14 protein-coding genes and 1 tRNA gene are annotated in these 19590 nt (G+C 70.0%); 5 read left to right on the forward strand and 10 right to left on the reverse strand.

What is annotated here, in order from left to right; translation table 11 throughout:
• Positions 1–92 precede the first annotated feature (92 nt).
• Positions 93–2078 (forward strand): pyridoxal phosphate-dependent decarboxylase family protein, encoded by a 1986-nt coding sequence (locus ACZ4MH_RS21210; protein ID WP_467754631.1) that lies wholly within the window; start codon positions 93–95, stop codon positions 2076–2078.
• Positions 2075–3538, forward strand: a complete 1464-nt coding sequence (locus ACZ4MH_RS21215; RefSeq protein WP_351599990.1) for a lysine N(6)-hydroxylase/L-ornithine N(5)-oxygenase family protein — start codon at positions 2075–2077, stop codon at positions 3536–3538. Before ACZ4MH_RS21210 ends, ACZ4MH_RS21215 begins: the two co-directional genes overlap by 4 nt.
• Here the strand turns inward: ACZ4MH_RS21215 and ACZ4MH_RS21220 are convergent.
• A complete protein-coding gene (locus tag ACZ4MH_RS21220) occupies positions 3494–5320 on the reverse strand; it encodes a bifunctional metallophosphatase/5'-nucleotidase (protein ID WP_351599992.1) in 1827 nt (608 codons plus the stop codon). The genes ACZ4MH_RS21215 and ACZ4MH_RS21220 overlap by 45 nt on opposite strands.
• A gap of 285 nt (positions 5321–5605) precedes the next feature.
• Between ACZ4MH_RS21220 and ACZ4MH_RS21225 the strand changes: the two genes are divergently transcribed.
• Positions 5606–6343: an SIMPL domain-containing protein gene (locus tag ACZ4MH_RS21225; RefSeq protein WP_351599994.1), complete on the forward strand. Its 738-nt coding sequence runs from the start codon at positions 5606–5608 to the stop codon at positions 6341–6343.
• A gap of 251 nt (positions 6344–6594) precedes the next feature.
• On the forward strand, positions 6595–8040 hold the full coding sequence (gene pyk / locus ACZ4MH_RS21230) for a pyruvate kinase (RefSeq protein ID WP_351599996.1): 1446 nt from the start codon (positions 6595–6597) through the stop codon (positions 8038–8040).
• On the opposite strand, the gene ACZ4MH_RS21235 is transcribed toward pyk, so the two are convergent.
• Together ACZ4MH_RS21235 and ACZ4MH_RS21240 are read right to left on the reverse strand one after the other, a co-directional pair.
• On the reverse strand, positions 8037–8822 hold the full coding sequence (locus tag ACZ4MH_RS21235; RefSeq protein ID WP_351599998.1) for a helix-turn-helix domain-containing protein: 786 nt from the start codon (positions 8820–8822) through the stop codon (positions 8037–8039). The genes pyk and ACZ4MH_RS21235 overlap by 4 nt on opposite strands.
• 85 nt (positions 8823–8907) lie before the next feature.
• Positions 8908–8990, reverse strand: a tRNA-Leu gene (locus tag ACZ4MH_RS21240).
• Positions 8991–9079: 89 nt separating this feature from the next.
• Here ACZ4MH_RS21240 and ACZ4MH_RS21245 point away from each other — a divergent pair.
• Positions 9080–9751 (forward strand): ANTAR domain-containing response regulator, encoded by a 672-nt coding sequence (locus ACZ4MH_RS21245; protein WP_351600000.1) that lies wholly within the window; start codon positions 9080–9082, stop codon positions 9749–9751.
• Positions 9752–9943: 192 nt separating this feature from the next.
• On the opposite strand, the gene ACZ4MH_RS21250 is transcribed toward ACZ4MH_RS21245, so the two are convergent.
• The 7 genes from ACZ4MH_RS21250 to ACZ4MH_RS21280 form a co-directional block, all read right to left on the reverse strand.
• A complete protein-coding gene (locus ACZ4MH_RS21250) occupies positions 9944–10660 on the reverse strand; it encodes an ABC transporter ATP-binding protein (RefSeq protein ID WP_351600002.1) in 717 nt (238 codons plus the stop codon).
• Positions 10657–11604 carry an ABC transporter ATP-binding protein gene (locus tag ACZ4MH_RS21255; RefSeq protein ID WP_351600004.1) on the reverse strand — a complete coding sequence of 316 codons (948 nt, stop codon included), beginning with the start codon at positions 11602–11604 and terminating at the stop codon, positions 10657–10659. The genes ACZ4MH_RS21250 and ACZ4MH_RS21255 overlap by 4 nt, the downstream gene beginning before the upstream one ends.
• A gap of 7 nt (positions 11605–11611) precedes the next feature.
• On the reverse strand, positions 11612–13435 hold the full coding sequence (locus ACZ4MH_RS21260) for a branched-chain amino acid ABC transporter permease (protein WP_351600006.1): 1824 nt from the start codon (positions 13433–13435) through the stop codon (positions 11612–11614).
• Positions 13436–13440: 5 nt separating this feature from the next.
• Positions 13441–14370: a branched-chain amino acid ABC transporter permease gene (locus ACZ4MH_RS21265; RefSeq protein ID WP_351600008.1), complete on the reverse strand. Its 930-nt coding sequence runs from the start codon at positions 14368–14370 to the stop codon at positions 13441–13443.
• Between the two features lie 130 nt (positions 14371–14500).
• Positions 14501–15721 (reverse strand): branched-chain amino acid ABC transporter substrate-binding protein, encoded by a 1221-nt coding sequence (locus ACZ4MH_RS21270; RefSeq protein ID WP_351600010.1) that lies wholly within the window; start codon positions 15719–15721, stop codon positions 14501–14503.
• 659 nt (positions 15722–16380) lie between these two features.
• Positions 16381–16854, reverse strand: a complete 474-nt coding sequence (locus ACZ4MH_RS21275; protein ID WP_031066587.1) for a PaaI family thioesterase — start codon at positions 16852–16854, stop codon at positions 16381–16383.
• Positions 16855–17217: 363 nt separating this feature from the next.
• Positions 17218–19500, reverse strand: coding sequence for an FdhF/YdeP family oxidoreductase (locus tag ACZ4MH_RS21280; RefSeq protein WP_351600808.1), 2283 nt, complete (start codon positions 19498–19500; stop codon positions 17218–17220).
• Positions 19501–19590: the final 90 nt, after the last annotated feature.

Below are 19590 nucleotides of genomic sequence, written 5' to 3' on the forward strand. Positions count from 1 at the left end.
GGGTGAAAATCACGAAACCGCCGCCAGTGGATCAATGGTGCACGTAACTTAGGTCGCCCTAAACCGATCGGATCCCAACAAGAAGGGCACTCATGTCTGTGCCCGCCCCAGGCGCCCCGGCCCCAGGCGACAGCACCCCCATCCACCTCGACTCCACCCCGACGGGAGGCGGTACGACCACGGCAGACGGCCACGACAACTGCTCGTCCGCCAGACCGGGCGCCGTCGCCGTACTCGACGACCCCGCGCCCACCCACACCGCTGGCACACCCACCACGTCCGCCCCCGCGTTGGCCGGCGGCCCCGAAGGGCCACAGGCGTTGCGGCCGCTGCTGGACACCGTGCTCGACGCCCTGGCCGCCGGGGCCGCCGAGCGCGGCGGGCCGCTGCCGGCGGGCGGCCCCGAGAGCGTCGCGGACGCCGTGCGCGAGGCGTGTGCGCCGCTCCTGCCGGACACCGGCGCCGGGCCGCACGCCGCCCTGCGCTCGGTCGTCCGTACGCTCGCCGCGGGGGCCGCCGATCCCGCCGACCCGCACTGCGCCGCGCACCTGCACTGCCCGCCGCTCGCTCTGGCCACCGCCGCCGACCTCGCCGCGTCGGCCCTCAACCCCTCCATGGACTCCTGGGACCAGGCCCCCGCCGCGTCCGAGCTGGAAGCCCTGACCACCCGCGCGCTCGCCGAACTCGTGTACCCGCAAGGTCCCGACGCCGATGCCCTGGTGACCACGGGCGGTACCGAGTCCAACCACCTCGCCGTGCTGCTGGCCAGGGAGCGAGCAGCCCAGGAACACGCCGCCCAGAAACACACGGCCCAGGAACACACCGCTCAGTACTGCACCGCCCAGGAGTACGCGACCGGGGAGCACCCGGTACGAGGGCACGAAGCCGACCCGCAGCGCGCCGCCCACGAGCACCGCACCCCCGCATCACACGGGGCGGCCGCCCACACGCCCCCGTACGCCACGCCCCCGTACGCCACGTCCCCGTACGCCACGCCCCCGTACACCGCTTCGTACGGCCCCTGCCACGGCGCCGCGCACGGCTCCTGTCAGGGCGGTTCGCACGCGGACGGGCACCGGGCCGGTGACCGGGCCGGACACGGACCCGAGCACTCCGACCGCCCGCACACCTGCACCCACCCCCACCTCACCGCTCACCCACACGCGCCCCACTCATCACAAACCGGCCCCGTCGCACCCATCGGGCCACCCCTGCAAATCGTCTGCGGAGCCAACGCGCACCACAGCATCCACCGGGCGGCCTGGCTGCTCGGGCTGCCCGCGCCCGTCATCGTGCCCACGCCGCAGGGCACACTCGACCCCGGTGCCCTGGCGGCGGCGCTCGACCACCTCAGCGGGCCCCTCCTCGTCGTCGCCACCGCCGGAACCACCGACTCCGGTGCGATCGATCCGCTGCCCGCCCTCGCCGACATCGCCGAAGCACACCGCGCCCGGTTCCACGTCGACGCGGCGTACGGCGGGCCCGTCCTGTTCAGCGACACCCACCGGCACCTGCTCACCGGCCTGCAGCGCGCCCACACCGTCACCTTCGACCTGCACAAACTCGGCTGGCAGCCGGTCGCCGCCGGATTCCTGGCCGTCCCCGACGCACGCGACCTCGCCCCCCTCGACCACCGCGCGAACTACCTCAACGCCGACGACGACACCGAAGCCGGCCTCCCCGATCTGCTCGGCCGGTCGCTGCGGACCACCCGTCGCCCCGACATCCTCAAGATCGCCGTCACCCTCAAGGCGCTCGGCCGCCGCGGCATCGCCGACCTCGTCGACCGCACCGTCAGCGCCGCCCGCACCCTCGCCGGTCTCATCGAGGAACGCCCCACCACCTTCGAACTGCACTCAAGCCCCACCCTCACCACCGTCCTCTTCCGCCCCGTCGGCGCCGACGACACCACCGTCGCCACCATCCGCCGCCGCCTCCTGCACGACGGCCGCGCCGTACTGGGCCGCGCCACCACCTCCAGCGGCCTCTGGCTGAAGGCCACCCTCCTCAACCCCCACGCACACCCCGACGACCTGCGCGCCCTCATCGACCTAGTGGAAGGCCAGATCCCCCGATGACCACCGCCACCGCCTCCGATCCCCACACACCCCTCGACCTCGTCGGCGTCGGCATCGGCCCCTTCAACCTCTCGCTCGCCGCCCTCGCCGAGCCCCTCACCGACCTGGCCTGCGCCTTCTACGACCAGCGGCCCGCCTTCCACTGGCACCCCGGCCTCATGATCGACGGCGCCACCCTCCAAGTCCCCTTCCTCGCCGACCTCGTCACCCTCGCCGACCCGACCAGCCGGTGGAGCTTCCTGAACTACCTCAGGCACCGCGACCGGCTCTTCCCCTTCTACTTCGCCGAGCGCTTCCACGCCCCCCGCGCCGAGTACGACGCGTACTGCCGCTGGGCCAGCGAAAACCTCCCCGACCTGCACTTCCGCCACCAGATCGACGCCCTCCGCTGGAACGCCGAACACGCCGTCTTCGAGGTCGACCACACCCAGCTCGACGCCGAGGGCGAGGCCGAAGCACTCGGCCGCACCTACGCCCGCAACGTCGTCCTCGGCATCGGCACCGCGCCCCACATCCCCGAGCCCCTCCAGCCCCTCGCCGAGGCCCCCACCCTCCCCGTCATCCACTCCGCCGACTACCTCGACCACCGCGAACGACTGCTCGCCGCCGGACACATCACCGTCATCGGCTCGGGCCAGTCCGGCGCCGAGATCTTCCTCGACCTGCTCCGCCACCGCCCCACAGGTCACGAACGGTTGCACTGGCTGGCGCGCACCCCCGCCTTCGCGCCCATGGAGTACAGCAAGCTCGGCCTCGAACAGTTCACCCCCGACCACACCCGCTACTTCCACGACCTCCCCGAAGCCACCCGCGACGCCCTCGTCCCCCAGCAGTGGCAGCTCTACAAAGGCATCGACCACGACACCATCGCCGCCATCCACCAGGAGCTCTACGAACGCACCATCGACGGCGGCTGGCCCGACGCCGTCCTCACCCCGGGCGTCACCGTCCGCACCGCGGGCCGCATCGGCACCCACACCATCGAACTCCACCTGGAACACGCCCACCAGCACACCCGCAGCCGACTCAGCACCGACGCCGTCGTCCTCGCCACCGGCTACCGCGAACGCAGCCTCGACGCCCTCACCGGCGCCCTCGACCCCTACCTCCGCCGCGACAACGCCGGCCGCCCCCGCATCGACATCCACCACCGACTGAACCTCGACGCCCGCGTGACCGGCTCCGTCTACGTACAGAACGCCGAACACCACACCCACGGCGTCGGCACCCCCGACCTCGGCCTCGCCGCCTGGCGCAGCGCCGTCATCCTCAACCACCTCACCGGCACCACGCCCTACCCCCTCCCCGACCGCACCGCCTTCACCACCTTCGGCCTGACACCGCAGCCGCGCCCCCACCAGCACACGCCCGGCACGAGCGGGCGACTGCAGCACCAGCCGCCCGCCACAGCCCCGTCAGAAGACCGGAACCCCGTCCCGCGTCAGCTTCCAGTCCACTGACGCAAAACGCGACGCGTCGATCGAACCCGACTGCTTCACCCACTCAATGATCAGATTCCGGATCTCGTCCGACGTCACCCACACCTGCTCCGCCTTCGCCACATGCGGGAAATTCCCCCCGCCGCTCGCCCGGTAATTGTTCACCGCCAGCACGAAACGGGCCCCCGGATCCACCGGCTTACCGTCCCGCAGCAGCTTCCCGATCCGCTGACCCGCCGGCTTCGCGATGTCGATCTCGTACGACACCCCGCTCACCGCGTCGTAGTTGTAATCCGGGATACCGTCCGCGTTCGTCAGCTTCGACGGATCCACCTCGCCACCCGCCGGCGTCCGCACGTAATACCGTGCCGAGAACTCCAGATAATCCTTGAGCTGCGCGCCGGTCAGTACCCGCGCCTCCAGCGTATTGTCGAACGGATACAGTGCCGCCATCGACCGGATCGTCACATCCCCCACCGGCACCTCCGCCGTACGCGAGAAACACGACGCCTGCGACACCACCGGCAGATCCGCGTACGCGCCCCCGGCCAGCGCCTTCCGCACCACCTCCGCCTGTACGAACGCGATGAAATCCAGCACCGGAGTGTCCTTGTACGGAGCCTCCGCCGCGGACAGGCGCGCAGCCGACCGCCCGATCACCTGGTTCACGTACCGCACCACCTTCGCGTGCGCGTCACGCAAAAGCGTCGAAATATGCGCGTCCTCCGCCGCCGCATTCGTATTCAGCACCCGCGCCGCCACCGAATCCACCGACCAGCGACCCTTGTCCCACGCCACCTCGACGTCGAACAAGGTCAGCCGCTGCCCCCACTTCAACGGCTCCGACAGCACCACCTCACGGCCCGTCCGCTCATTCTTCACCCGGTACTCCGGGATCTCCGTATGCGCGTGCCCCACAAGAATCGCGTCGATACCCGGCACCTGCTGCGCCACCAACGCCGCCGCGTTCTCCACATACGGCAGCTGATCCCCGTACGAGGACGTGCCGCTCGACCCGGAATGCGCCGCCACGATCACCACATCCGCACCCAGCGCCCGCAACCGGGGAACCCACTTCGCGGCCTGTTCCTCCAAACCGGGAAATGCCATCTTCCCCTGGACGTTCGCCTTGTCCCAGATCGCGATGCCGGGATTCGTCAGCCCCAGAATGCCGACCCGGACATCCCGCCCGTGCGGGGTACGCAGTCGCTTGATGACGTACGGAGGGAACGCCGGGCGCAGCGAAGTGGCGTCCACCGCGTTCGCACCCAGCAGGGGGAAGTCGCAGTTCTCCTCGAACTTGCGCAGCACCGGAATGCCGTAATTGAACTCGTGGTTGCCGAGCGCCGCGGCGTCGTACCCGATGGCGTTCATGGCCCGGGCCATCGGATGCACCGGGCCGTTCGCGCCGGTGATCGGGTCCACCTTCGCGTAGTAGTACGCCAGTTGCGTGCCCTGGATGGTGTCGCCCGCGTCGATGAGAAGCGTGTTGCCGCGTCCCTTTTCGGCGCGTACCTCATTCACCAGGGTCGAAATCTTCGCGAGGCCGACGTCGTTGTGCGCCGGGTCGTCGAATTCCGCGTCCGTCGCGTAATCCCAGTTGAAGACATTGCCGTGCAGGTCGGTGGTGCCCATGACGGTGAACGCGTACCGCTTGCCGCCGCCCCCGTGGCCGTGGCCCGTGGGGACCGGAGCACCGGTCGGCGCGCTCGCCACGGCGGCCGGCGCACCGGCGCCCGTCAGCGCCACCCCGGCACCGGTGGCGACGGAACTTCCCAGAAACGTTCTGCGATCGAGCGGCATGACCTCTCCTTGACCGTCCGCATCCCTGCGAACCGTTGGGCGGGTTGGGCGTACAACGGAACAACGCGCGTAGACGAACATCACGTTCGGATGAACGACGCGCGTAGATTCTGGCGCAGGCACCCCTCCCGCAACACCCCTCACAGGTTGCGATCAGATGACCGCCACGCCGCCGGCCACTCCCGCACTCGCCTGACAAACCCCCGCCACCGTGCGAGGCTCTGCGCAGAAGGACGCCGTCCGGAGCGAGGCCGTGCCGCGCCGCGAGAAGGAGCCCCCCACCACATGACCGACGCGCCCACCACCAGCACTGACCCCGCCCCCGCCGGGACCCCCGGCGACGCCGTCCCGTACGGCACCCCCGACGTCCCGCGCGTCGCCGTACGCGGCGAAGCCCGCCTCGACGTCGCCCCGGAGATCGCCCGCATCGGCATCACCGTCCAGGCCCGCGGCACCGACCGCGCCACCGCGCTCCAGGACCTCACCCGCCGCAACGCCGAAGTCCTCGACCTGGTCAAGAGCTACGGCGAAGCCGTCGAAAAGCTCGCCACCGGCGCCTTCACCGTCACGCCCCAACTCACCCACAAAGGCCGCGGCGAACGCGTACGCGCCTACCACGGCAACGTCCACCTCACCGCCACCCTCACCGACTTCACCGCACTCGGCGAACTCGCCACCCGCCTCGCCGACCTCGACCTCACCTGCGTCGACGGCCCCTGGTGGGACCTGCGCCCCGACTCGCCCGCCCACCGCGAGGCCCGCCAGCAGGCCGTACGCGAAGCCGTGCAGCGCGCCCGTGAGTACGCCGAAGCGCTCGGCGCCCGACTCGACGCGCTCGTCGAACTCGCGGACATCGGCGCCGAGAACGCTGCCCCGGTGGGCAACCCCATGCTCCGCTCCCGCGCCGCCTACGGAGGCGCCGCACACGAGGAGACCGCCCCCGCGCTCGACCTCGAACCCCAGCAGCAGACCGTGTACGCACACGTCAACGCGCGCTTCACGATGACCCGGCCCGTGCTGTGAGGTGACGCGGCCCGCGGTCGGGCGCCCGATGCCGCTCGCCGCCGGGTGGGTGCGTACTGAGCCGCCTGGGGCGTGCGTACACACAGGGGGCGGGCGGATGCGCGTACGAGCGCATGTGCAAGCCTCGAAAGCTGCTCATAGGAGCGGCCACTCGCACATCCAATACTTGTCAAGGGCCTTTCACCACACCGTCGTTGGGCAGTCACTTCTCCACAGCTCTCTACCCATCGGTAAGTCATAGGGTCGACGGCATGCGCCGAGCAAAGATCGTCTGCACCCTGGGACCCGCCACAGATTCGTACGAGCAGATCAAGGCACTCGTCGAAGCCGGAATGGACGTGGCCCGCTTCAACCTCAGCCACGGCACCTACGCCGACCACGAGGCGCGTTACGAGCGGGTCCGCAAGGCATCCGACGAGACCGGCCGCAGCGTCGGCGTGCTCGCCGACCTTCAAGGTCCGAAGATTCGCCTCGGCCGATTCCGAGAAGGCCCCGTCCTTCTCGAACGCGGCGACGAGTTCACCATCACCGTCGAACCGGACACCGAAGGCGACCGCCACGTCTGCGGCACCACCTACGGAGGACTCGCCGCCGACGTCACCACCGGCGAACGCATCCTCGTCGACGACGGCAAGGTCACCCTCGAAGTCATCGGCGTCGACGGCCCCAAGGTCCGCACCCGCGTCATCGAAGGCGGCATGGTCTCCGACCACAAGGGCCTCAACCTGCCCGGCGTCGCCGTCTCCGTCCCCGCCCTCTCCGAAAAGGACCAGGACGACCTCCGCTGGGCGCTGCGCACCGGTGCCGACGTCATCGCGCTCTCCTTCGTACGCAGCGGCCGCGACATCGAGGACGTCCACCGCATCATGCGCGAGGAAGGCCGCCGGCTGCCGGTCATCGCCAAGGTCGAGAAGCCGCAGGCGGTCGACAACATCGACGACATCGTCGCCGCGTTCGACGGCATCATGGTCGCCCGCGGTGACCTCGGCGTCGAAATGCCGCTCGAAACGGTCCCGATCGTTCAGAAGCGCGCGGTCAAGCTCGCCAAGCGCAACGCCAAGCCGGTCATCGTCGCCACACAGATGCTCGACTCGATGATCGACAACTCCCGGCCGACACGCGCCGAAGCATCCGACGTCGCGAACGCCGTCATCGACGGCACGGACGCGGTGATGCTCTCCGGCGAGACGTCCGTGGGCAAGTACCCCACCGAGACCGTCCGGACGATGAGCCGCATCGTCGAGGCCGCCGAGGAGGACATCCTCGCCAAGGGACTGCCGCCGCTCACCGAGACCAGCAAGCCCCGCACGCAGGGCGGCGCGGTCGCGCGTGCCGCCGCCGAGATGGGCGACTTCCTCGGCGCGAAGTTCCTCGTGGCCTTCACGCAGTCCGGCGACACGGTCCGCCGGCTCTCCCGGTACCGCTCGCCGATCCCGCTCCTCGCCTTCACGCCGGAGCCGGCCACGCGCTCTCAGCTGAACCTCACCTGGGGCGTCGAGACGTTCCTCGGCCCGACCGTCGACTCCACGGACGAGATGGTCGCCCAGGTCGACGAGCAGCTCCTCCGCATCGGCCGCTGCCAGCGCGGCGACGTCGTCATCATCACGGCCGGCTCCCCGCCCGGCGTACCCGGCTCGACGAACCTGGTCCGCGTGCACCACATCGGCGAGGACGATTCGCCGGAGCAGCCGCGCTAGTACTTCGGCCCGACGTGGGCGTCCATCAGCGCGACGGACGCCCGTCGGGCGACGGAGACGTTGAACGGATCGGACCCACGCGCGAGGATCGACCACTCGACGCCCACCTTGGCGAGCGTGTCCGTGAAGAGCTTCCTGATGTCGTCGGACTTGTTGGTGAAGAAGTACCGCGGGTACTCGTAGCGTTTCCGCTCGCCGCCGACCATCCGGGTCGTCCAGTTGGTGATCCGGCACCCGTCGGAGTGGATCAGCCCGCGTATGAACTCCCAGGGGTACGCGTCGACAATCTCTTGCTGCCAGCGTTCGAGGGCGATGCGCCGCTCGTGCTTCTTGCCGGGGCCGTGCTGGGGAAAGAGGCACCACAGGTGCTTCGAGTAGACCTTCACGTTTCGACAGCCGGTTCGGCGGACGCGGCAGACGGAGTTGTCGGGGAACACGGCGCGCATGGCGGCCTCGCACTGGTCCATGAGTCCGGGCCAGCTCTCGTCGCAAGCGATCATGAGGCTGGGGACTCGGTGCTGCGAGTACTGGATGATGTGCCCGTCGCCGAGGTATAGGCCCAGCAGATACGCGTACGCCTGCGTGTCGAGATGCCCGTCGCAACGCGGGCATTGCGGCTGGCGGCGGCCTGGAGATTCACCGCGTTTGGCTCGGTCCATGTGCAGCCAGTAGCCGACGGTGCCGAGTGGGACGTTGAGATCGCGGGCCACATCCGCGTTCTTGCGGCCGGATCGTAGGAGGGCGAGTGCCTGGTGACGGACGTCAGAACCGTGAAACTGCATGCGATCACTCTGAGTGACCCATGCAGGTCGCGAGGGGATCTACCGGAGATTCATGCGAAGGTGATCGTCCGCTTTGTGTTCTGGGTGCCCGGTGTGGGATTCGAACCCACATGCCCTAAGGCACGGCTGTTTGAGAGCCGCGTGTCTGACCAGTTCCACCAACCGGGCGGGCAGCATCAGACACCCTACCGTGTGCGTGCCGCAGCCTGCCGCTAGGTAGGCTGCATACGCACCACCTGCCTGGAACGAGGAGTCCCGTGAGCGCCGCCGAGCCCGAGCAGCCCGTCGCCGACGAGCAGTCGCACGTCCCGCCGCAGACCACCCGCGTCGTCATCGCCGAGGACGAGGCGCTCATCCGTCTGGATCTCAAAGAGATGCTGGAGGAGGAGGGCTACACGGTCGTCGGCGAGGCCGGTGACGGCGCGAAGGCCGTGGAGCTGGCCCGTGAGCACCGCCCCGACCTGGTGATCCTCGATGTGAAGATGCCCGTCCTCGACGGCATCTCCGCGGCCGAGCAGATCGCCGAGGAGAGCATCGCCCCGGTACTGATGCTGACCGCGTTCTCCCAGCGTGAGCTGGTCGAGCGGGCGCGGGACGCCGGTGCCATGGCGTACCTGGTCAAGCCGTTCTCCAAGAGCGACGTCGTGCCGGCGATCGAGATGGCCGTGAGCCGGTTCACGGAGCTGCGGACGCTGGAGAAGGAGGTCGCGGACCTCACGCAGCGCCTGGAGACGCGCAAGCTGGTCGACCGGGCGAAGAGCATTCTGCAGACGCAGTACGGGCTGACCGAGCCCGCCGCCTTCCGCTGGATCCAGAAGACGTCGATGGATCGCCGGCTCTCGATGCAGCAGGTCGCCGAGGCGGTCATCGAGGACGCCGAGGAGAAGAAGCAGAAGGAGAAGGAGCAGAAGGAGCAGCCCTCCGAGTAGTCGTTCGCCCGTCCCGGCGCCGAGTGGCGGGCCGGGGCAGCGACAGGAGGCTGTGCCGAGGGCCGCACCGTGATGACGGTGCGGCCCTTCGCATTGCCCGTATGCGCGGCGGCGCGTCGGCGGCGCGTCGGCGGGCGTGTGCGTACGGCTGCCAGTCCGCTCCCAGATACGCCTTGCGGATGCGTACGGCTGTCAGTCCTCGCCCAGGTACGCCTTGCGGACCGACTCGTCGTGGAGGAGGTCCTGGCCGGTGCCGGAGAGAACGATCCTGCCGATCTCCATGACGTGGCCGTGATCGGCGAGGGACAGCGCGGCCTGGGCGTTCTGTTCGACGAGGAGGATCGTCGTGCCCTCGGAGCGCAGCTCGCGGATGGTCTCCATGATCTTCTGCATCATGATCGGAGAGAGGCCCATGGAGGGTTCGTCGAGCATGAGCAGTTTGGGGCGGGACATCAGGGCGCGGCCCATGGCGAGCATTTGCTGTTCGCCGCCGGAGAGGGTGCCGGAGGCTTGTTTGCGGCGTTCGCCGAGGATGGGGAAGAGCTCGTAGATCCGTTGGATGTCGCGTTCGATGCCGGTGCCGTCTTTGCGGAGGAAGGCGCCGAGCTGGAGGTTTTCGGCGATGGTGAGGCGGGGGAAGAGGCGGCGGCCTTCGGGGGAGTGGGCGAGGCCGCGTTCGACGATCTTGTGGGCGGCGACGCCGTTGAGCGGCTCGCCGTCGAAGGTGATCTTTCCGGCGAGTGGTTTGAGGAGGCCGGAGAGGGTGCGCAGGGTGGTGGTCTTGCCGGCGCCGTTGGTGCCGATGAGGGTGACGACCTGGCCGGCTTCGACGGTGAAGGCGATGCCTTTGACGGCTTCGATTTTGCCGTAGGCGACGCGGAGGTCCTCGACTTCGAGCAGGGCGGTCATCGCGCGTCTCCGTTCGGGGTGTCCTCGTCGGGCGCGGTGGTGGTGTCGGGCGCTGCGGTGGTACCGGGGGCCGCGGTCGTGCCGGTACCGGGAGCGGCGGCGTGTGCTTCCGCCGCGTGCACTTCGGCGGCTTCCTCGTCGCCGGGTGCGCCTTCGAAGGGCGTACCGAGGTAGGCGGCGACCACGCGTTCGTCGGCCTGGACGACTTCCGCGGTGCCTTCGATGAGTTTTTCGCCCTGGACGAGGACGGCGACGCGGTCGCAGAGGTTGAAGATGAAGCGCATGTCGTGCTCGATGACGAGGACGGCGGTGCCTTGGTCGCGGATGGCGAGGACGAGGTTCTGGGTGGCGCGGGTCTCTTGGGGGTTCATGCCGGCGGTGGGTTCGTCCAGGAGGAGGAGGCCGGGTTCGCTGGCGAGGGCGCGGGCGATTTCGAGCTTGCGTTGTTCGCCGTAGGGGAGGTTGCGGGCGAGGTGGTCGCGTTTGGCGGCCAGGCCGGTGAATTCGAGGAGTTCCATGGCGCGGGCCTCGCTGCCGCGTTCGGCTTTTTTGAAGCCGGGGCCGCGGAGGAGGGCGGACCAGAGGCCTTCTTTGGTGCGGGTGTGGCGGCCGACGAGGACGTTTTCCAGGACGGTCATGTTGGCGAAGAGGCGGATGTTCTGGAAGGTGCGGGCGACTCCGGTCTGGGTGACGAGGTGGGGTTTGTGGGAGAGGCGGGTGCCCTTGTAGCTGACGGTGCCTTCGGTGGGGGTGTAGAGGCCGGTGAGGCAGTTGAAGAAGGTGGTTTTGCCGGCGCCGTTGGGGCCGATGAGGCCGACGATCTCGCCGGGGGCGACGGTGAGGTCGACGCCGCGTACGGCGGTGAGTCCGCCGAAGCGCATGGTGACGCCGGCGGCTTCGAGGACGGCGCCGTTGCCGGTGGTGACGGTCGCGGGTGTGGTCATGGTGTCCTCACGCCCCTGCCTTCGTGGCGCCGGTGGTGTCGTCGCTGAGGCGCTGTTCGGGTACGTCCGGTACGTCGAGCTGGCCGGTCTCGTGGAATTCGAGCTGCTTGCGGCGGTCGGGGATGAGTCCTTCGGGGCGGTAGCGCATGAGGAGGACGAGGGCGAGGCCGAAGAGGAAGAGCTGGTAGTCCTGCAGGAAGTCCAGCTTGGCGGGGATGAGGAAGAGGAGTGCCGCGCCGACGAGGGGTCCGCTGAGGGTGCCCATGCCGCCGAGGATGACGGCGGCGAGGAGGAAGGCGGAGTTGGGCGGCTGGGGTCCGGCGAACTGGAACTGCTCGGGTGTGGCGGTCGTTACTACGTGTGCATGGACGGTTCCGGCGAGTCCCGCCAGGGCGGCGCCGAGGGCGAAGGCGAGGAGGCGCAGGCGGAAGGAGTTGATGCCCATGGCGACGGCGGCGGTCTCGTCCTCGCGGATGGCGATCCAGGCGCGGCCGATGCGGGAGGCGGCGGCCCGGCGGAAGACGAGGACGACGAAGGCCGTCACGAGGATCATGAGGAGGTAGTAGTTGCCGTAGGTGGCGATGGGGATGCCGAGGAGGGTGTGGGGTTCGCCGAAGTTGAAGCCGAAGATTTCCAGGTTGGGGATGTTGGGGATGCCCATGGCGCCGTTGGTGACGTCGGGTCCTGTGGTGCCGTTGAGGTTGAGCATGGCGATGCGGAAGATCTCACCGAAGCCGAGGGTGACGATGGCGAGGTAGTCGCCGCGCAGTCGCAGGGTGGGGGCGCCGATGAGGACGCCGAAGACGAGTGAGGCTGCGGCTCCGGTGAGGAGGGCTGCCCAGAAGGGGAGTTGGATGCCGAGGGCGGATTCGGGGGAGCCGGAGACGAGGGCCGCGGCGTAGGCGCCGACGCCGAGGAAGGCGACGTAGCCGAGGTCGAGCAGGCCGGCGAGGCCGACGACGACGTTGAGGCCCAGAGCGACGGTGGCGAAGATCAGGATGTTGGCGCCGATGATCGTGTACTCGTCGGTGTCCTGGGTGAAGGGGAAGGCGGCCGCGGCGAGGAAGGCGGCGACGAGTGCGACGCCGCGGTGCCGGTGGGTGAGTGCGGTGAGGCGGTTGATCAGGCCCGCGCGGTGGACGGCGGCGATGGCGAGTGCGACGAAGAGGAGGTAGCCGACGAAGGGGGGTCCGTCCTCGGCGTCGATGCCGTAGGTGAAGGCGTAGAGGCCGATGCCGAAGGCGACGGCGATGAGGAGGATCTCGGCCCAGGCGGGGAGCTGCTTGGCGGGCCGGGGGGTGGGGACGGCGGCGCAGCTGTTGGTGAAGCGTTGCCATGGGCCGTGCGGGGGTGTGTCGGGGGTGTGGTCGGCGGGGAGGCCGAGGGCGCCGGCGAGGGCGATCAGTGAGGCGATGCCGGCGAGGAAGCCGCCGGGTTCGAGGTTGACCAGGCCGCCGAGTTGTACGGCGATGGCGGCGAGGGTGAACCAGGTCGCGGCGAAGGTGCCGAGGGCGGCGAGGAGAGCGGGTGCGTTGCGGCCGCCGGGGGTGAGGACGGTCAGGCCGCGTACGCCGAGGCCGGCCAGGGTGAAGGCGAGGGTGAGGACGGCTCCGGTGAGGGTGATGAGCTGGAGTCCGGCGGGGGAGCCGTAGTAGGTGAGGTCGCCGGGGAATTCGCTGCTCCAGGTCCAGGACAGGGCGGTGGAGGCGGCGGTGGCCAGGGCGCCGGCGGCGGTGATGACGCGGGCGGCGCGTGCGGGGAGGGGGAGGAGTCCGGGGGTGGTTGCGGGGGTGTCGGCGGCGGCCGGGTTCGTGGTGGGTGCGGTGGTCATCGCTATCACGCCCGATCCGCGACGCGTTCGCCCAGTAGGCCCTGTGGTCGCAGGAGGAGTACGAGGATGAGGAGGACGAAGGCCCAGACGTCTTTCCAGGCTCCGCCGCCGAATTGGGTCATGCCGGGGATGTCTTCGACGTAGGCGGTGGCGAGGGCTTCGGCGATGCCGAGGACGACGCCGCCGAGCATGGCGCCGTAGATGTTGCCGATGCCGCCGAGTACGGCCGCGGTGAAGGCTTTGAGTCCCATGATGAAGCCCATGCGGAACTGGACCTCGCCGGTGCGCAGTCCGTAGGCGACGGCGGCGACGCCGGCGAAGGCGGCGCCGATGGCGAAGGCGAGGACGATGATGCGGTCGGTGTTGATGCCCATGAGCTGGGCGGTGTCGCGGTCCTGGGCGGTGGCCTGCATGGCGCGGCCGCTGCGGGTCTTGGAGACGAAGAAGCCGAGGGCGATCATGCAGACGGGGGCGGCGATGAGGACGAAGAGGTCGCCGCGCTGGACGGTGGCGCCGAGGACGTCGAAGGCGTCGCCCTTGAACTGGGGGAAGACGCGGGCTTTCTTGGCGTCGGGGTACCACTTCCAGACGGCCTGCTGGAGTGCGATGGACAGGCCGATGGCGGTGATGAGGGGGGCGAGGCGGGGTGCGCCGCGCAGGGGGCGGTAGGCGAAGCGTTCGGCGGCCACACCGACGAGCACGGAGACGGCGATGCCGCCGATGAGCATGAGGGGGAGGGCCGCCATGAGGGACATGCCGGGCGGGAGGGCGAGGTAGACGGAGAGCGCGCCGAAGCCGCCGACCATGAAGATCTCGCCGTGGGCGAAGTTGATGAGCTGGACGATGCCGTAGACCATCGTGTAGCCGATCGCGATGAGTCCGTACATCGCGCCGAGGATGAGTCCGTTGGCCAGCTGTTGCGGCAGTTCGTTCACCGCAGGGCCTCCGTGGGGTGTGGAAGGTGCCGGTGTGCCGGGCAGGCGGGGAGTGTGCCGGTGTGCCGCGGGCCGCGCCAGGTGGGGGTGGGGTGCTGGCGCGGCCGGTGTACGGGTGGGTGGTGCCGGGTCAGCTCTTGTCGAACTTCTCGAACTCGGCGCTGAAGCGTGCCTTCCACTGCTTCTTGTCGACCTGGTAGGCCGTGATCATGGTGTTGGTGGTGTCGCCGTATTTGTCGAAGGAGACCTTGCCGGTGACGCCGTCGAAGGAGACCTTGTTCATGGCGTCGACGACCTTCTTGCGGGCGTCGTCGGGGAGCTTGCCGCCGTTGTCGGCGACGACCTGCTTGACGGCCTGGACGAGGGCCCAGGTGGCGTCGTAGGTGGAGCCGCCGTACGCCTCGTAGCGGTCCTTGTAGCCGGCGGCCTTGTAGTCCGCGATGAACTTCTTGGCGGAGGGCAGCTGCTCGACGGGCTTGCCGACGGAGGAGGCGTAGTCGCCCTGTGCCTTCTTGTTCAGTTCGATGTAGTCGGCGCTGTACATGCCGTCGCCGCCCATCAGGGGGACGTTGAGGCCGCCGTCCTTGAGCTGCTGGCTGAGCGGGCCGGAGGCGGGGTATTCGCCGCCGTAGAAGACCAGGTCGGGGTTGGCGCCCTTGGCCTTGGCGGCGACGGCCTTGAAGTCACGGTCGTCGGGGCTGACGTGCTCGGTCCCGACGATCTTGCCGCCGAGCTTGGTGAACTGGTCCTTGAAGGAGGAGGCGAGGCCGACGCCGTAGGTCTTCTGGTCGTCGATGACGTAGGCGGTCTTGGCCTTCATCTTCTCGAAGGCGTACTGGCCGTCGAACGCGCCCTGGACCTCGTCGGTGGTGGCGGTGCGGAAGTAGGTGGTGAACTGCCGCTTGCGGTCGTTCTTCTTCCAGTTCTTGCCCTGGGTGAGGTCGGGCGTGGTGTTGGCCGGGGAGATGAGGGTGACGCCGTTGGACTGCGCGACCTGCTGCATGGACTGGGCGACGCCGGAGTTCAGCGGGCCGACGATGCCGAGTACTTCCTTGTCGCCGGCGAGCTTGGTGGCGTTCTGCTGGCCGGCGTTGGGCAGCGCCTTGTCGTCGAGGGGGCGCAGTTCGAAGGTGACGCCGTCGACCTCGTTCTGTTTGTTGGCGTTCTTCACGGCGAGGTCGGCGGAGTTCTTGATGCCCTGGCCCAGGGCGGAGAGTTCGCCGGTGAGCGGGGCGTCGAGGCCGATGACGACGGTGGCCTTGGAGCCGTCGCCGCTCTTGTCTTCGCCGCGGGAGCCGCACGCGGAGAGCGTGAGGGCGCCGGCGGCTGCCGCGGTGGTGAGAATCAGCAAGGAACGGTGACGCACGATCAGTCCTTTCCCCTGGCGCGGTCACGCAGTGGCGCGACCGTTCGCGCGCCGGGCTGTAAGGGGTGGTACAGGCCGTGCTGGTACAGCGCGCCCGGCGGCGCGGTGACTGGCGGTGATGGTAGAGCGGTCCAGTTCACCGGGGCATCGGCGTCGACGAGGATGTGACGCTCTTGTTATGACCTGCGATGAGCGTTTCGTACTGATGGTCCTTACCGCTGGTGCGTGTGCGCCAGGCGGAGCGCGAACTTGCACTTCTACGAGGGGATTTGCCGCGCGACGCGGTCGGGGCGTCCGGAATGCGGTGCGGGCGGCGGTACGGGAGCGGCGCCGCCGCGGCGCGGGAGGCGTGCGGCAGAGGCGCATTACGTGTGTCACGCAGCGTTAGGGCGGTGGGAGACGGCGGCTCCGGTACGGCCGCGGGCGGGCGGCAGCGAGGGCGGCGGCGTGCCCGGACAGTGCGGGGGAAAAGCGCGCGGCGGGGGAGGCCCCGTGAGCTCTCCCCGCAGGGAGACCCCCACCACCCCCCCGGGGACAAACCCCTCCCCAACCACCCACCACCCCCCCCCCCCCCCCCCCCCCCCCCCCCCCCCCCCCCCCCCCCCCCCCCCCCCCCAAGACCGCCTGGGGGCCGAACTGCCAGGTCAGGAGGGTTGGGCCGGGGATTCGGCGTCGCGCAGCAGGCAGGTCAGACGGGCGCTGCAGACGCGCTTGCCCTGCTCGTCGGTGATGGCGATCTCGTACGTCGCGGTGGAGCGGCCGCGGTGCACGGGGGTGGCGACGCCGGTGACCAGGCCGGTGCGTACGCCGCGGTGGTGGGTGCAGTTCAGGTCGACGCCGACGGCGAGCTTGCCGGGGCCGCCGTGGAGCATGGCGCCGACCGAGCCGAGGGTCTCGGCGAGGACGGCGGAGGCGCCGCCGTGCAGCAGGCCGTAGGGCTGGGTGTTGCCCTCGACGGGCATGGTGCCGACGACCCGCTCCGGGGCGGCCTCCACGACCTGGACGCTCATCCGCGTGCCGAGGTGGCCGGCGGAGAACAGGGCGGGCAGGTCCAGGCCCTGCCCGGCCCACTGGTCGAGGACTTCCTGAGGGAAGGCGGTCGTGGTCTGCTCGCCCATGGCGTACGGCTCCGTTCGCTTGCGCTGCTCGTCGTGGTCGCTGTTCGTCGGGGTGTCCGGGGGAGGTGGCCGTACGCGTACGGGGCCGGCCCGGACCGTGGGACGGTCGAGGCGGGGCGTCGTGCCGCCCTCAGGCTACTGAGCGCGCGCTCAGTTCGGGGGTGCCGGGGCTGTGCGGCTCGTCACGGGGAGGGAGCGGTGCGGGGCACGGTCGGCCGGCCGCGCGCCGCCCGGCGCCGACCCGCGTCGGGCCGCCCCGCCCCGCGTCGGGCCGGGCCGGTGCGGGCCGGTCAGGTGCGGTCCGGTGCGGGTCCGGTCCGGTGCTGGCCCGCACCGGCCCGGCGGCCGTGTATGCGAGGCGGGTCAGAGGCCGGCCGGCTCCAGCCTGACGACCACGGACTTCGAGGCGGGGGTGTTGCTGGTGTCCGCGGTGTGGTCCAGGGGGACCAGGACATTGGTCTCCGGGTAGTACGCGGCGGCGCAGCCGCGCGCCGTCGGGTAGTGCACGACTCGGAAGCCGGGGGCGCGGCGCTCGCTGCCGTCGGTCCACTCGCTGACGAGGTCGGTGTAGGCACCGTCGGCGAGCCCGAGGGCGCGGGCGTCCTCGGGATTGACCAGGACCACCCGGCGGCCGTTCTTGATGCCGCGGTAACGGTCGTCCAGGCCGTAGATCGTGGTGTTGTACTGGTCGTGCGAGCGCAGCGTCTGCAGGAGCAGCCGGCCTTCGGGGGCGGCGGGGAACTCCACCGGCGCCGCGGTGAAGTTGGCCTTGCCAGTGGCGGTGGGGAAGCGGCGGTCATCGCGCGGGGCGTGCGGCAGGGCGAAGCCGTCCGGGCTCGCGACGCGGGCGTTGAAGTCCTCGAAGCCGGGGATGACGCGTGCGATGCGGTCGCGGATCGTGGCGTAGTCCTTCTCGAACTCCTCCCACGGTATGCGGCTGTCCGTGCCGAGGACCCGGCGGGCGAGGCGGCACACGATGGCCGGCTCGGACAGCAGGTGCGGGCTCGCAGGCTCCAGGCGGCCGCGGGAGGCGTGCACCATGCCCATGGAGTCCTCGACGGTGACGAACTGCTCGCCGCCGCCCTGGAGGTCCCTCTCGGTGCGGCCGAGGGTGGGCAGGATCAGCGCGCGGGCGCCGGTGACGGCGTGCGAGCGGTTGAGCTTGGTGGAGACGTGGACGGTGAGGTTCGCCCGGCGCACGGCGGCTTCGGTGACCTCGGTGTCGGGGGTGGCGGAGACGAAGTTGCCGCCCATGGCGAAGAAGACCTTGGCCTGCCCGTCGCGCAGCGCACGAATGGCCCGTACGACGTCGTAACCGTGCTCGCGGGGCGGCGCGAAGCCGAACTCCTTCTCCAAGGCGTCCAGGAAGTCGGGCGCGGGGCGCTCGAAGATGCCCATCGTGCGGTCGCCCTGGACGTTGCTGTGGCCGCGTACGGGGCAGACGCCGGCGCCGGGGCGGCCGATGTTGCCACGCAGCAGCAGGAAGTTGACGACTTCCCGGATGGTGGGGACGGAGTGCTTGTGCTGGGTGAGGCCCATCGCCCAGCACACGATCGTCCGCTTCGAGGCGAGGACCATGCGCAGCGCTTCGTCGATCTCGGCGCGGGTCAGACCCGTGGCCCGCAGGGTCTCGTCCCAGTCCAGGCCGTCGCCCGCGGCGGCGGCGAACTCCTCGAAGCCGTGGGTGTGCTCCCGGATGAAGTCCTCGTCGAGGGCGCCGTCGGTCTGGAGGAGGAGGTGGTTGAGCGCCCGGAAGAGGGCCTGGTCGCCGCCGAGCCGGATCTGCAGGAAGAGGTCGGTGAGGGAGGTGCCGCCGCCGGCCAGGCCGCGCGGGGTCTGGGGGTTCTTGAACCGCTCCAGGCCGGCTTCGGGCAGCGGATTGACCGAAATGATCTTCGCGCCGTTGGCCTTGGCCTTCTCCAGGGCGCTGAGCTGGCGGGGGTGGTTCGTACCCGGGTTCTGACCGGCGACGATGATCAGGTCGGCCTTGTACAGATCCTTCAGGGAGACGCTGCCCTTGCCGATGCCGATGGTCTCGGTGAGGGCCGAGCCGGAGGACTCGTGGCACATGTTCGAGCAGTCGGGGAGGTTGTTCGTGCCGTACTCGCGGGCGAAGAGCTGGTACAGGAACGCGGCCTCGTTGCTCGTGCGCCCGGAGGTGTAGAAGACGGCCTCGTCGGGAGAGGAGAGGCCGGTCAGCTCCTCGGCGATGAGGTCGAAGGCGCGCTCCCACGGCACAGGGGTGTAGTGGGTGGCGCCCTCGGCGAGGTACATGGGCTGGGTGAGGCGGCCCTGCTGGCCGAGCCAGTAGCCGCTGCGGCCCGCGAGGTCGGCGACGGAGTGGGCGGCGAAGAAGTCGGGCGTGACGCGCCGCAGGGTGGCTTCCTCGGCGACGGCCTTGGCGCCGTTCTCGCAGAACTCCGCCGCGTGCCGGTGGTCCGGGTCGGGCCAGGCGCAGCCGGGGCAGTCGAAGCCTTCCTTCTGATTCACCCGCAGCAGCGTCAGCGCCGTGCGCTTCACACCCATCTGCTGTTGGGAGATCCGCAAGGCGTTGGTGATGGCGGGCAGGCCGACGGCCGAGTGCTTCGGGCCGCTGACCTCGGGCGCGTCCTGTACCGGGTCCGACTCGGGTGCTTTGCCTGCCATGGCGGTCTCCCTGGGTGCCGATTCTGCTGAGCTGCCGTGCGCGAGCAGCCGTTCTGTATATCACCATTCAGGCATCAGGATCATGCATGG

This window comes from Streptomyces sp. NPDC026301, from assembly GCF_055567935.1.

Excerpts from the sequence above, each read along its gene's own strand:
- ACZ4MH_RS21215 (WP_351599990.1), top strand. The coding sequence starts at position 2,075 with ATGACCACCGCCACCGCCTCCGATCCCCACACACCCCTCGACCTCGTC.
- ACZ4MH_RS21210 (WP_467754631.1), top strand. The coding sequence starts at position 93 with ATGTCTGTGCCCGCCCCAGGCGCCCCGGCCCCAGGCGACAGCACCCCC.
- ACZ4MH_RS21225 (WP_351599994.1), top strand. The coding sequence starts at position 5,606 with ATGACCGACGCGCCCACCACCAGCACTGACCCCGCCCCCGCCGGGACC.
- ACZ4MH_RS21250 (WP_351600002.1), bottom strand. The coding sequence starts at position 10,660 with ATGACCGCCCTGCTCGAAGTCGAGGACCTCCGCGTCGCCTACGGCAAA.
- ACZ4MH_RS21275 (WP_031066587.1), bottom strand. The coding sequence starts at position 16,854 with ATGGGCGAGCAGACCACGACCGCCTTCCCTCAGGAAGTCCTCGACCAG.
- ACZ4MH_RS21220 (WP_351599992.1), bottom strand. The coding sequence starts at position 5,320 with ATGCCGCTCGATCGCAGAACGTTTCTGGGAAGTTCCGTCGCCACCGGT.
- pyk (WP_351599996.1), top strand. The coding sequence starts at position 6,595 with ATGCGCCGAGCAAAGATCGTCTGCACCCTGGGACCCGCCACAGATTCG.
- ACZ4MH_RS21260 (WP_351600006.1), bottom strand. The coding sequence starts at position 13,435 with ATGACCACCGCACCCACCACGAACCCGGCCGCCGCCGACACCCCCGCA.
- ACZ4MH_RS21235 (WP_351599998.1), bottom strand. The coding sequence starts at position 8,822 with ATGCAGTTTCACGGTTCTGACGTCCGTCACCAGGCACTCGCCCTCCTA.
- ACZ4MH_RS21280 (WP_351600808.1), bottom strand. The coding sequence starts at position 19,500 with ATGGCAGGCAAAGCACCCGAGTCGGACCCGGTACAGGACGCGCCCGAG.
- ACZ4MH_RS21255 (WP_351600004.1), bottom strand. The coding sequence starts at position 11,604 with ATGACCACACCCGCGACCGTCACCACCGGCAACGGCGCCGTCCTCGAA.